Origin of the sequence: Okeania sp. SIO3B5, from assembly GCF_010692555.1 — a bacterium.
Taxonomy (GTDB): Bacteria; Cyanobacteriota; Cyanobacteriia; order Cyanobacteriales; family Microcoleaceae; genus Okeania.
Genome location: NZ_JAAHHG010000029.1, coordinates 5,020 through 19,398 on the forward strand (window position 1 = coordinate 5,020; position 14,379 = coordinate 19,398).

Annotated in this window: 7 protein-coding genes; 6 read left to right on the top strand and 1 reads right to left on the bottom strand. The window is 35.8% G+C overall.

The features are described 5' to 3' along the window. Positions 1 to 23 precede the first annotated feature (23 nt). Entirely contained in the window at positions 24 to 5,651 is a 5,628-nt protein-coding gene (locus F6K54_RS06625; protein WP_375341956.1) for a formylglycine-generating enzyme family protein, read from the top strand. A gap of 903 nt (positions 5,652 to 6,554) precedes the next feature. Here the strand turns inward: F6K54_RS06625 and ctpA are convergent. Beyond that, on the bottom strand, positions 6,555 to 7,793 hold the full coding sequence (gene ctpA, locus F6K54_RS06630) for a carboxyl-terminal processing protease CtpA (protein WP_293075828.1): 1,239 nt from the start codon (positions 7,791 to 7,793) through the stop codon (positions 6,555 to 6,557). A 316-nt stretch (positions 7,794 to 8,109) separates the two neighbouring features. On the opposite strand from ctpA, the gene petB reads away from it, so the two are divergent. From petB to F6K54_RS06655, 5 genes are all read left to right on the top strand, one after another. Further along, complete coding sequence (petB, locus tag F6K54_RS06635; RefSeq protein ID WP_202223005.1) at positions 8,110 to 8,778, top strand: cytochrome b6; 669 nt, start codon at positions 8,110 to 8,112, stop codon at positions 8,776 to 8,778. A 105-nt stretch (positions 8,779 to 8,883) separates the two neighbouring features. Then, a complete protein-coding gene (gene petD / locus F6K54_RS06640; protein WP_293075830.1) occupies positions 8,884 to 9,366 on the top strand; it encodes a cytochrome b6-f complex subunit IV in 483 nt (160 codons plus the stop codon). 622 nt (positions 9,367 to 9,988) lie between these two features. Continuing rightward, entirely contained in the window at positions 9,989 to 11,791 is a 1,803-nt protein-coding gene (locus F6K54_RS06645; RefSeq protein ID WP_293075832.1) for a hypothetical protein, read from the top strand. Positions 11,792 to 12,116: 325 nt separating this feature from the next. After that, entirely contained in the window at positions 12,117 to 13,268 is a 1,152-nt protein-coding gene (locus F6K54_RS06650) for a glycosyltransferase family 4 protein (RefSeq protein WP_293075834.1), read from the top strand. 41 nt (positions 13,269 to 13,309) lie between these two features. Continuing rightward, a complete protein-coding gene (locus tag F6K54_RS06655) occupies positions 13,310 to 13,705 on the top strand; it encodes a hypothetical protein (RefSeq protein WP_293075836.1) in 396 nt (131 codons plus the stop codon). Positions 13,706 to 14,379 lie beyond the last annotated feature (674 nt).

Consider the following 14,379-nt stretch of genomic DNA (forward strand, 5'->3'; position numbering starts at 1 on the left):
TTTATATTCCTGGAGGAAGCTTTATGATGGGTTCCCCAGAAAACGAAGTTCAAAGACTTAATAATGAAAGTCCTCAACATCAAGTAACTCTCCAACCTTTTTATATGAGTAAATACCCTATTACTCAAAACCAATATCAAGCAATTATGGGAGAAAATCCTTCTAACTTTAAAGGAGGAAACCGTCCAGTAGAAAAAGTGACATGGCATAACGCCACAGAATTTTGTCAAAGACTCTGTGAAAAAACTGGGAAAATTTATAGACTACCCAGTGAAAGTCAGTGGGAATATGCTTGTCGTGCAGGAACAACCACACCATTTTATTTTGGAGAAACTATAACGTCTGAGTTAGTTAACTACAATGGCAACTATATTTATGGCAAAGCTCCTAAAGATAAATATCGAGGAGAAACAACTAATGTGGGAAGTTTTCCTCCAAATTCTTTTGGTTTATACGATATGCACGGCAATGTCTGGGAATGGTGTCTGGATATTTGGCACATTAACTATGATGGTGCGCCTAATGATGGAAGTGCTTGGGAAACTACAGGAAATAGTAACATAAAAGTCCTTCGTGGTGGTAGTTGGTCTAACTCTTCTTGGAATTGTCGGAGTGCCAGACGTTACGACAACTATAGCAACAACCTTATCTACTACAAAGGTTTTCGGATTGTCTGGTATACCCCCGAAGTAACAAATTCTTTGGATAAAATGATTGTGGGTAAAACTAACAAAATATTTCAAAATCCTGGGGAAATTTCCTCCCTTATTAATCAGACTTATCCAACGGAAAAAAAGTTAACCCCTCCACCACAAATATCTCAAAAATTAACAGCACCACCCGTTATTAATCAAACTTCTACACCAGAAACATTTCCAGAATTAATACCAGAATCAGAAATAGGAGAAATATTTACTTTTGAAGTAGTAACTGTCAATAATTTTGGCAAAATAATCACTCGTACTCCTGGTAATGCCAGACAAAAAATAGAAGATTTAGGTAATGGTATTAAATTAGAAATGGTTTATATTCCTGGAGGAAGCTTTATGATGGGTTCCCCAGAAAACGAAGTTCAAAGACTTAATAATGAAAGTCCTCAACATCAAGTAACTCTCCAACCTTTTTATATGAGTAAATACCCTATTACTCAAAACCAATATCAAGCAATTATGGGAGAAAATCCTTCTAACTTTAAAGGAGGAAACCATCCAGTAGAAAAAGTGACATGGCATAACGCCACAGAATTTTGTCAAAGACTCTGTGAAAAAACTGGGAAAATTTATAGACTGCCCAGTGAGAGTCAGTGGGAATATGCTTGTCGTGCAGGAACAACCACACCATTTTATTTTGGAGAAACTATAACGTCTGAGTTAGTTAACTACAATGGCAACTATATTTATGGCAAAGCTCCTAAAAGTAACTATCGACAAGAAACAACAAATGTAGGAATTTTTCCTCCTAATGCTTTTGGTTTATATGATATGCACGGCAATGTCTGGGAGTGGTGTCTAGATACTTGGCATGACAATTATAATGGTGCTCCTAATGACGGAAGTGTTTGGGAAAGAGGAGAAAGTATTAATCAAAGAATTATCCGTGGCGGTAGTTGGAACAATAATCCTAATCATTGCCGGAGTGCCTTCCGCTTTAACAACTATATTGACAACTGCATTATGAATTTTGGTTTCCGCGTTCTCTTGTTGCCTGATTTTCAGAAAAAGTTTCAAAATACAGGGGAAATATCGTCAGTTATGAACCAGACTTATCCAACAGAAAAAAAGTTAACCCTTCCACCACAAAAATCTCAAAAATTAACAGCACCACCCGTTATTAATCAAACTTCTACACCAGAAACATTTCCAGAATTAATACCAGAAGCAGAAAGAGGAGAAAGATTTACTTTTGAAGTAGTAACTGTCAATAATTTTGGCAAAATAATCAACCGCACCCCCGTTAGTGCCAGACAAAAAATAGAAGATTTAGGTAATGGTATTAAATTAGAAATGGTTTATATTCCTGGGGGAAATTTTCTCATGGGTTCCCCAGAAAACGAACAGGGAAGAAGCTCTGATGAAAGTCCGCAACATCAGGTTACTCTCCAACCTTTTTATATGAGTAAATATCCCATTACTCAAGAACAATATCAGGCTATTACTAGAGAAAATCCTTCTCACTTTAAAGGAAAAAGTCGCCCAGTTGAAAATGTGAAATGGCATGAAGCAGTAGAGTTTTGCCAAAAGCTTTCTGAGAAAACTGGAAAAATTTATAGACTGCCAAGCGAGAGTCAGTGGGAATATGCTTGTCGTGCAGGTACGACAACTCCTTTCTATTTTGGAGAAACTATAACGTCTGAGTTAGTTAACTATAACGGTAATTATCCTTATAGTAATGCCCCTAAAGATAAATATCGACGAGAAACAACCGAAGTGGGAAGTTTTCCTCCCAATGCTTTTGGTTTATACGATATGCACGGCAATGTTTGGGAATGGTGTCTGGATATTTGGCACAATAACTATGATGATGCGCCTCATGATGGAAGTGCTTGGGAAAGTGGAAGATATAGTTTTAGAAGGGTGTTCCGTGGTGGGAGTTGGCTCAAACGTTCTAGGAGTTGCCGGAGTGCCTGGCGTAGCTACTACTATAGCGTCGAATTTGGCATAAGTGTGGGTTTTCGGATTGTCTGGTATACCCCCGAAGTAACAAATTCTTTGGATAAAATGATTGTAGGTAAAACTAACAAAAAATTTCAAAATCCTGGGGAAATATCCTCCCTTATTAATCAGACTTATCCAACAGAAAAAAAGTTAACCATTCCACCACAAAAATCTCAAAAATTAACAGCACCACCCATTATTAATGAAACTTCTCCACCACAAAAAATTCTCACATCAATACCAGAAGCAGAAAGAGGAGAAATATTTACTTTTGAAGTAGTAACTGTCAATAATTTTGGCAAAATAATCACTCGCACTTCTGGTAATGCCAGACAAAAAATAGAAGATTTAGGTAATGGTATTAAATTAGAAATGGTTTATATTCCTGGGGGAAATTTTATGATGGGTTCCCTAGAAAACGAACAGGGAAGAAGCTCTGATGAAAGTCCGCAACATCAAGTGACTCTCCAACCTTTTTATATGAGTAAATATCCCATTACTCAAGAACAATATCAGGCTATTACTAGAGAAAATCCTTCTCACTTTAAAGGAAAAAGTCGCCCAGTTGAAAATGTGAAATGGTATGACGCAGTAGAGTTTTGCCAAAAGCTTTCTGAGAAAACTGGAAAAATTTATAGACTGCCAAGCGAGAGTCAGTGGGAATATGCTTGTCGTGCAGGTACAACTACTCCTTTTTATTTTGGAGAAACTATAACGTCTGAGTTAGTTAACTATGACGGTAATTATCCTTACAGTAATGTTCCTAAAGATAAATATCGAGGAGAAACAACTAATGTGGGAAGTTTTCCTCCAAATTCTTTTGGTTTATACGATATGCACGGCAATGTTTGGGAATGGTGTTTAGATATTTGGCACATTAATTATGATAGTGCGCCTAATGATGGAAGTGCTTGGCAAACTAGGGGAGATAGCAACATAAAAGTCCTTCGTGGTGGTAGTTGGTACAACTATTCTTGGAATTGTCGGAGTGCTAAACGTTACAACAATGATGGCAACAACCTTATCTACTACAGGGGTTTTCGGATTGTTTCGTCTACCCTGGAAGTCAGAAATTCTTTGGATAAAATGATTGTAGGTAAAACTAACAAAAGATTTCAAAATCCTGGGGAAATATCCTCCCTTATTAATCAGACTTATCCAACAGAAAAAAAGTTAACCCCTCCACCACAAAAATCTCAAAAATTAACAGCTCCATTAGTTATTAATGAAACTTCTCCACCAGAAACATTTCCAGAATCAATACCAGAATCAGAAATAGGAGAAAGATTTACTTTTGAAGTAGTAACTATCAATAATTTTGGCAAAATAATCAACCGCACCCCCGGTAATGCCAGACAAAAAATAGAAGATTTAGGTAATGGCATTAAATTAGAAATGGTTTATATTCCTGGCGGAAGTTTTCTCATGGGTTCGCCAGAAAATGAAGCTGAAAGACTTAATAGTGAAAGTCCCCAACATCAGGTTACTCTTCAACCTTTTTATATTAGTAAATACCCTATTACTCAAAACCAATATCAAGCAATTATGGGAGAAAATCCTTCTCACTTTAAAGGAGGAAACCATCCTGTAGAAAAAGTGACATGGCATAACGCCACAGAATTTTGTCAAAGACTCTCTGAGAAAACTGGGAAAATTTATAGACTACCCAGTGAAAGTCAATGGGAATATGCCTGTCGTGCAGGTACAACTACTCCTTTCTATTTTGGAGAAACTATAACGTCTGAGTTAGGTAACTACAATGGCAACTATATTTATGGCAAAGCTCCTAAAAGTAAACATTTAGAAAAAACAACCGAAGTAGGAATTTTTCCTCCCAATGCTTTTGGTTTACATGATATGCACGGCAATGTCTGGGAATGGTGTCAAGATGTTTGGCGCAATAACTATAATGGTGCGCCTACTGATGGAAGTGCCTGGGAAAGTGAAGGAGATAGTAGTCAACGACTTCTTCGTGGTGGCTGTTGGAATATCCATCCTCGGTTTTGTCGGAGTGCCCGCCGTATCAGGAATAATGCCGACTACTACGGCAGCTACTGGGGTTTCCGCCTTCTCTTGTTGCCTGATTTTCAGCAAAAGTTTCAAAATACAGGAGAAATATCATCAGTTATTAACGAAACTTCTCCACCACAAAAATTTCTCACATCAATACCAGAATCAAAAATAGGAGAAATATTTACTTTTGAGGTAGTTACTGTTAACAACTCTGGCAAAATAATCAACGGCACCCCTGGTAATGCCAGACAAAAAATAGAAGATTTAGGTAATGGTATTAAATTAGAAATGGTTTATATTCCTGGGGGAAGTTTTATTATGGGTTCGCCAGAAAATGAACTACACAGATATGATGCAGAAAGCCCTCAGCATCAAGTAACCCTAAAACCTTTTTATATGAGTAAATACCCCATTACTCAAAACCAATATTTAGCCATTATGGGAAAAAATCCTTCTGACTTTAAAGGAGAAAACTGCCCAGTAGAAAGAGTAACATGGCATAACGCTAAAGAGTTCTGTCAAAAGCTATCTGAGAAAACTGGGAGAATTTACAGACTGCCCAGTGAGAGTCAGTGGGAATATGCTTGTCGCGCCGGGACAACTACTCCTTTCTATTTTGGAGAAACTATAACGTCTGAGTTAGCTAACTACAACGGCAACTATGCTTATGGCAAAGCTCCTCAAAGTAAGTATCGACAAAAAACAACCGAAGTAGGAATTTTTCCTCCCAATGCTTTTGGTTTATACGATATGCACGGAAATGTCTGGGAGTGGTGTTTAGATATTTGGCACATTAATTATGATGGTGCACCTACTGATGGAAGTACTTGGGAAAGTCAAGGGAGTAGTAATAAACGAGTACTTCGTGGTGGTTGTTGGTGCAACCTTACTAGGAGTTGTCGGAGTGCCTGTCGCCATAGCTTCTATTCCTATGAACGTAATTCCCGGGGTGGTTTTCGTATTGTTTGTTTACCGAGTTTTTAGTGTCCTGTTCTTCCCTCTTTCATTCATTCTCGCCTCAGCAAGTGACGATTTTTTTTGAGAAAGCTATCTCCTTGATTCACAGCTATAGCAATGAGCGCTCAGGTATTTACAATGTCCAGCTTAAAATGCAGTTTAGAAAAGCTGTACAAAAAATAATGTGTAAATATGCCAGCGCACATTGCTATACCTTCTTTTCATTGTGTGAAGCTTCAAAAGTGTCGCGCCGGGAGTAAAATCAGCTTGCCTTCTCCCAAAAATTGTGATAATATCTGTACCATAAGGTGTTGTTCGCATATGTATATGATTTTTTAGTCAATACTAATAAAAGTAGCTAACATCAATTTAATCAAGTTATTGAAGAGTAGAAAAAATTCTCAAAAGAGCGATCGCCTCTCAAAATAAGCTGCAATAACGTTGAGAGTAGGATAGAAAACAAGCACAAAATATTGACCCCGTCAGTTGTACCACATTAGTCTAAAATCTGCCCTAAATTGCATTTATATCTATATTAATAGCGATCGCCCTGTTAAACTATTTTTTCCTACATTTTGCAGTTCCGAATTTGGGTTATATTTATTGAATTCTATGTAGAAACACAAACCTTAAGTTAGATATGGATAAAAAGCCTAATTAGGGTTTGCTGATTAAATCTAAAAGTATTTACAGATAAAGGTAAGTGCCTTTTTGGGGCCTTTAAAAAGTGCCTGGTTTTCAGCTCTTCACGCTCATGCATGGAGCGTATTTTGGCGCATAGTTGGGCAGAAAAATCAAGGAACAATTCTTACTCCTACCTCCTCGCTCATTCCCCTGACTCCTATCCCCCTCCTGGGAGGGGGAGGGGCGAGGGGTGGGTTGTCTCCTGTTTCCTACCCTCACCCATAAGACTTTTTCAGCAAACCCTAATTAAACTGCATTTGCTAACACAATTTCAGATGTAAGAAGTTCTACTGCAGCTTGATATTGTTTGTCATCTTCTGTAGTAACTTGGTAAGGCAAAATCGGGTCTTGTTCCACCACAATATCAGGCATAATTCCCTGTTTATTAATATCTGTATGGTTTGGTGTTTCATACTTAGCCACCGTCACAGCCAATCCCGAACCATCAGACAAATCAAACAAAGACTGAATTAACCCTTTACCAAAAGTTCTTTCACCCACTAACAAAGCACGGCCATTATCCTGAAGAGCACCTGCAAGAATTTCACTAGCACTAGCAGTTCCCTGATTAGTCAATACCACTAACGGAGCATCAGTTATCGCTAGTCCATCAGCAGAAAAACTACCAATAAACCTTTGTCTGTTAACCGTGTAAACAATAGTACCATCATCCAACCATAGACGAGCAATTTCTATGCCAGCTTGTAATAGTCCACCTGGATTATTGCGTAAATCAAGCACATAACCAATAACCCCTTGCTGTTCAAAACTTTCCACTGCCTGGCTGACTTCTGTCGCCGCATTAGCATTAAATTGACTCAGACGAATATAACCAATCTTTCCTGTTTCCGGGCCAGACTTCAATTCAGCATAAACTGGGTTAATCTCAATAGTATCCCTAATTAGGGTGATTTCTTCAGGTTGGTTGCTGCTTTCTGTCAAAATTGTCAATACTACAGAAGAGCCAACGGGACCTCGCATTCTATTAGCAGCTTCATCCAAAGTAAATTCTGAAGTTAGTTGGCCATCAATTTTGATTACGCGATCGCGAGGTTGAATACCAGCAGCTTCAGCAGGAGAACCCTCCAGAGGAGAGATGACTATTAATTCTCCTGTTTGAGGATCTAAAGCAATTTGTAAACCCACTCCTGTTAATTCTCCAGAGGTATTAACCTGCAAATTATTGTATTGTTCTGGTTTGAGAAGTCTGGTGAAGGGGTCATCCAGACTGGCCAACATTTCCTGAATGGCATTATAAGTATCGTCTCTGCTCTTTAGGGGTTTCTTAATCAATTTTTGACGTACAAACCACCAATTCTGATGATTGAAAGAATCATCAACATAAGCCAAGTTAACTATCCGCCAAGCTTCGCCCAATAAACTCTGTTCCTCTGTCAATGCTGATGCAGATGATGTCCAAAGTCCACAACTCAGAATCACTGGTAATATTAAGAGAAATATAATTCGGATAAATCTTTTTTTCATAAATACAAAACTTCTTGCCTTATAGGATGATTGGGTAAAATTTATAGTGTAAATGAAAAATACTTAAGATTTCAAACTTGATCAAAGCTGAAACCTTGATGAAAATTCTCCACAAGTTATGTTAAATTTTATAACTGGAGGGTAGGCAAGTAATGAATATATATTTCCTAAGTTATAGTAGACTTGTCTCTGAATTCCTTTGCCAGTTGGTATCATACTCATATTGCTGGTCAAAAGTTTGAGGTAAGTATATCTTCCTAACTACCCCAAAACATCGATTAAAAAACAGCAATATTCATCTAGGATTTTTGGCTTCATGTTCACAAAACAGGTAACTGATTCAGCAACTTATAAGTGGTTCGATGAGCGCTTAGAAATTCAAGCGATATCCGACGATATTTCTAGCAAATATGTTCCACCCCATGTAAATATTTTTTACTGCTTGGGTGGTATTACTTTGGTTTGCTTCCTGATCCAGTTTGCTACTGGGTTTGCGATGACTTTTTACTACAAGCCAACAGTAACAGAAGCACTGGCATCAGTTCAATACATTATGACTGAGGTTAACTTCGGTTGGCTAATTCGTTCTATCCATCGTTGGTCTGCCAGTATGATGGTGCTGATGATGATTCTTCATGTTTTCCGAGTTTATCTCACAGGCGGTTTCAAGAAACCCCGGGAACTTACTTGGGTAACAGGTGTAGTTATGGCTGTAATTACTGTTAGTTTTGGTGTTACAGGTTATTCTCTACCTTGGGACCAAATTGGTTACTGGGCTGTGAAAATTGTTTCTGGTGTACCTGATGCAATTCCATTTGTTGGTCCATTCATTGTAGAACTAATGCGTGGTAGTACAAGTGTTGGTCAAGCAACTCTAACTCGCTTCTACAGTCTTCATACTTTTGTACTACCTTGGCTAATTGCAGTATTTATGCTACTGCATTTCTTGATGATTCGTAAGCAAGGTATCTCTGGACCTTTGTAAGTTAAGCTATAAGGCAAGAATCTCCCACTATAATATTTGATTTAGTGGTGAGAGTGTCAAAAATAATCAAATACTATCTATCAGTGATTACGGAGAAGAAAAAATATGTCCACTTTAAAAAAGCCGGATCTGAGCGATCCTCAATTAAGAGCTAAGTTAGCTAAAGGTATGGGTCACAATTATTATGGTGAACCTGCTTGGCCTAACGACTTACTCTATATATTTCCAGTAGTAATTGTTGGTACATTTGCTTTGTGTGTAGGTTTAGCCGTACTAGATCCTGCTATGGTTGGTGAACCAGCAGATCCATTTGCTACTCCTCTGGAAATTTTACCTGAGTGGTATTTCTGGCCAGTGTTTCAAATCCTGCGTACTGTACCTAATAAGTTGTTGGGTATTGTAGCAATGGCTTCTATTCCTCTAGGATTAATATTGGTTCCTTTCATTGAAAGTGTAAATAAGTTCCAAAACCCTTTCCGTCGTCCAGTAGCTACTGCTGTATTCCTATTTGGTACAGCAGTAACTCTGTGGTTGGGTATTGGTGCTACTTTACCAATTGAAAAATCCTTGACTTTTGGTCTATTCTAAGACTTCAGATATCTACATTGTAAGACTTGGATATCTCAAATATTTACAAAAAAAATTGGTTTAAACCTCCGCCCTTCTAGGGCGGTTTTTTTCTATTTTCAAGTGGCGGATAATGGCGTTATACCAATTTGATAAATATTTGCTACAAATAGTTAGGGTATTTATTTTAATGCGCCAATTTAGAATTTAGAATGCACTTGGGGATAGATTTAATACCATTTTTGATGTTGCAAATTACCTTTTTCGTGAAACAGACTTTATCTGAAAGTCTTTTTATGGTGCTTATTATTCGTAACATTCTTTTTTCAAAATGGTATTAGTGAATATAGAATTATTATATAGCAATGAGCGCTGGTATATTTACAAATTGCAGGAAGGGCTAAATAGCTAAAATCTTATATCTCGAAATCATATCCAACCCATTCACAGACGAGATGGATAAAATTACTCATTTTGAGTAGATTTTTTCTAAGAGTAACTCAAATCAATCATGGGACTATCATGGCGTTGGGTTAAGCAAGAAGTAGAAGTATTATAGCCACGAACCTTTCTTTGTTTGATCTTGCCTAATCATAGTTTCCTACTGTTTCAATAATTTCCAAGTTTAAAGTTATTTTTAGTTATGAATATGAATGATACTAACTTCTCGGAAATTGTAAATTATTTACAACGTAATAGTCATAGAGAGTTTCTCAGTGTTTGGATAATTTCTCTGACTATCGTGATTGTTTTTGCTGTTATTTTTGACTCTAATAATTCAACTTCATTAAAACAAGTTCATCCTATTTTTAATCAGAGAAATAATATTTCTCAAAATTTAAGTAAGAATTACTTTCTGTATTTAGGAAGCATCTGTTTCTTAATATTTGTATGTATATATATTTATCTCATATTTAATAAAGCTGAATTTGCCTACTACGATCACGATCAATTTACATTTTTTTCGTTACAAGGTAAGTTTTATAATATGCCAATTTGGTCGAAATCAGGTAGATATTGGCCTTTAGGGCTTCAGGAATATAATATCATTAGTATTTTCAACAAAACTCCTCTAGCATATCATTCTTTTTCAATCTTTCAATTACTGGTTACAATTATTCTTTGTTTGTCAATCTTACCGCAAATTAAATTGAGCCATAAAATTATTTTGGCTACTCTGCTCTTAGCACTACCTAGCTTTGTTGTTTCTTTTTTTGGTCTCATTTATCCTGAAAGAAACATAATTTTCTGGTTGGCAATTTTCATTTTTTGTTTGGAGAAACTGGAGAAGCACAAATCATTATTTTATCTTTGTGGAATTTTTATTGCTACTCAATTTTTACTTTACTATAAAGAACCTATTTTTCTGTTAATAATAGGGTTTGCTGGTAGCAGATTAATAATAACAGCATTTAATGATCGACTTTGGCATAAGTTACAGCAAAGAATATTTGGATTTGTCAAAAATAATTGGCTCGATTTAGGTTTAATTATTCTCTCCTTAGTATTTATGTATTTATACATCTCAAATACTTATGGTCAAGTTGGAACTTCTTATGCTAGCGCACACGCAAGAGATAGTAGATTATCTACTTTTGTTAATTATCTAAAAGCGAATCCAATTTTATTAATCTTTCTTCTAGTATTCATTGGTCGAATCCGTGGGTTAATTTTAGGAAAATATCGTCTCAATTTAATATGGGATACTTTAGCAATTGGTAATTTATTATATTTTTTAGCTTATATTAAGCTTAACATTTTTACAAATTATTATACCGCTCCAGTAGATTTTATTGCCACTTTATATTTAGCAAATATCTCTTCAAAAGTTTTGATTAATAAGCAAAGGTATAAGGTATTAGGCATTGTTTTCTTGGTTATTATTATATTTATAAACAATATACACTATTCTTCTTTTTTCATTTTAGCTCGAAAAAAAATGATAGATGGAAAAGTACAAACAACCCATTTTCTAGAACGGTATATTAGTAACAATAACTCTCATAATATTGACTTATTTTTTCCTGAAAATTCAGGGTATAGGATGATGCAATTTTCTGCTTTTCTAAATTATAAAAACTTTCCTATTTTAATCCAGGATAATAAACCGTTTAGAGATGGCTTTTTAGTTATGAAAGCTAAAAAATCATTCCCTGATAATTTATGTACTCCTTATCGCCCCTTTAAATGTTTTTATTCTGCTCAACCAGAACCAAGTAATTTGATTATTATTTTTCTTCCCGAAAAACCTTTTACTGGAAAAGAACCTCTTACTCGTAGAGAGTTAATTAATAAATTTGAAAAAAATTCAGTTCAACTATTTCACTATCAACCAGAATTTCAAGGAATAGAAAGTATACTTTACTTTTTTTGTAAAGATAGAATTGATGAGATATGGTTAAATGCGTATGTTTTTACTGACTTTAATCCAGGTAAAACTAGGTAATTTCAGTTATCAGTTAGCCTCCTATCGGAGGAACTTTCCTACGGAATGCTACGCAAACGTTAACAGTTATCAGTTAGCCTCCTAACGGAGGAACTGCGTTAACAGTACCTCTGGCTGTTTGCGCAGCATGAACTAGGAAACCCAAAGGCTTGACATAAGGAATATTCTCTTTATTTTATCCCCTTAAAAGGGGAGGCTTTAGACATTTTTTTTTGGTAATGAAGTTTACGACTAAATAGTTTAAGATATAACTAAAGAATGAGTGGATGGAGGGTATCAAACTCTTTGTGAATTTTCTTAATAATCTAAACAATTGGAGATAAAATTGGATCAAAAAATTGATAAAAAAAAGGGAAATATATTCGTTTTTCTGGAAATTTTATCTCGTGAAGGTGGCATTCAATCTTATGTTAGAGATATTTTTCAGGCTTACCAAGACTTAACAAATTCTACAAATGCTTCTGATTCGGTTCTAGATACTGATATATTATTACTTAGAGATGGAGTAGAATGTGAAAATCCCTATCAGTCGAAGAATATAAATTTCTATTATTTAAAAACTCAGCCTATTTGGTTAGGGCGTTTTAGGTTAGCAACAACATTATTATGGTGTTTACTAACAAAACAACCTCAACAAGTTTTTTGTGGTCATATTAATTTAGCTCCATTAGTTCAAACTTTCTGTGTACCTCTCGGCATTCCCTACACAGTTTTTACTTATGGTAAGGAAGTGTGGGAACCACTGCCAAATAAATATCAACAGGCATTAAAAAAAGCAGCTAGTATTTTAACTATTAGCCGTTATAGTCGCGATCGCTGTTGTGAAAATAATTATCTAGACCAAGAAAAGTTTCAATTGTTACCTTGTATGGTAGATGAGAATATTTTTATTCCTCAGCCTAAACCTCAAGATTTGATTGAGAGTTACAATCTGGAAGGGGCAAAGGTGTTAATGACTGTAGCTAGACTTTGGTCAGGAGACCCCTATAAAGGTGTTGATGTTACTATCCGAGCTATACCTATTATACTACAAATATTCCCAGAAGTAAAGTATTTAGTCATTGGCAGAGGAGATGATCAACCCCGCTTGGCCAAGTTAGCTGAAGATTTAGGGGTGGAGAAACAAGTTATATTTGCTGGGTTTGTGCCTACAGAAGATTTGGTTAGACATTATCAAGTAGCTGATGCTTATGTGATGCCTTCTCAGGAAGGGTTTGGTATTGTGTATTTAGAAGCAATGGCCTGTGGAATACCAGTTTTATCGGGTGATGCGGATGGATCGGCAGACCCCTTACAGGATGGAAAATTAGGATGGCGCGTACCCTATAGAGATCCAGAAGCAGTAGCTAATGCTTGTATTGAGATGTTGAAGGGAGAGGACCAAAGATGTGATAGTAATTGGTTGCGAGAAGAAAGTGTAAAAGTGTTTGGTAGGTTTGCCTTTACTGAAAGGGTAAAACAACTTTTAAATTTGTGATTAGGATATAAGTAAGGATGGATATTTAAGGAGATAATGAAGTGAATCAAGGCAATTCAAAAGTATTTAAATTAACACTGGCCAGTATTGGTAATTGGCTAATTGTTTTAGCTGTTGTTTGGTTTTTAGGGTCTATAGGTTTGGGATGGTTAGTTAATTCTGTTTTGATATTAATTGGTTTTATATTGATTACACCTATAATTGCATTTATTGGGTTACGTTGGTGGTTAAATCGTAATTTAATTATAGATAAATGTCCTGTTTGTAGTTATGAATTTACTGCTTTAAATCAGACTCAATTTCAATGTCCTAGTTGTGGAGAACCACTTAAAGTTGAAGGGGGGAATTTTAGCAGGTTAACTCCTCCTGGTACTATTGATGTGTCTGCTGTGGAGATTAATGCACAACAAATTGAAGACTATAAGTCAAAAAATTGATTTATTTAATATTAATTTGATAGTGGAACTAAGTTCAACAATTAATAATTAATAATTAATAATTACCTCTCCTTGAAAAGAAGAGGATTGAAGCTTAAGGAAAATTATTTCTTTTTTCTCCTTTAAAGGAGAGGCTTTAAACCTTAATTATTAGGTAAAAATTTTTCTATGAAAGAAAAACATAAGATATTGGTTAACTAAAATATACTTATTTTCTTTGAGCTAATTTTAAAAATTAATATTGAGTTTTTTCAGTTATAGCGCTGTGCGCAGGCAACAGGCAACAGGCAACAGGCAACAGGGGGAATAAATTGCCGATAATAATAAGACTTTTAGCTATTTGGCCTCTCCTGCAATTTGTAAATATACCAGCGCTCATTACTATACATTGATTTTGTTGATAGAGATAAATTTTGGGTAGTTTTGTCACGGTAGCGATATTGGTTGGTATATATCCTTAGTTATTAAGGATAAGGAGTAATCTGCAAAAATCACTACTTAGGGTTTGCGCTCAAAAGTCTTTTAGTAGGGGTAGGAGACAGCTATACTGGAGACAGGAGACAGGAGAAATTGGAATCAGCGAGGAGGTAGGAGCGGGCGTTTTGTCCCTTAATTTTTCTGCCCAAGTCTTGCCTAAAATACTAACTTTTTGAGCATAAAGAGCTGAAAAATTT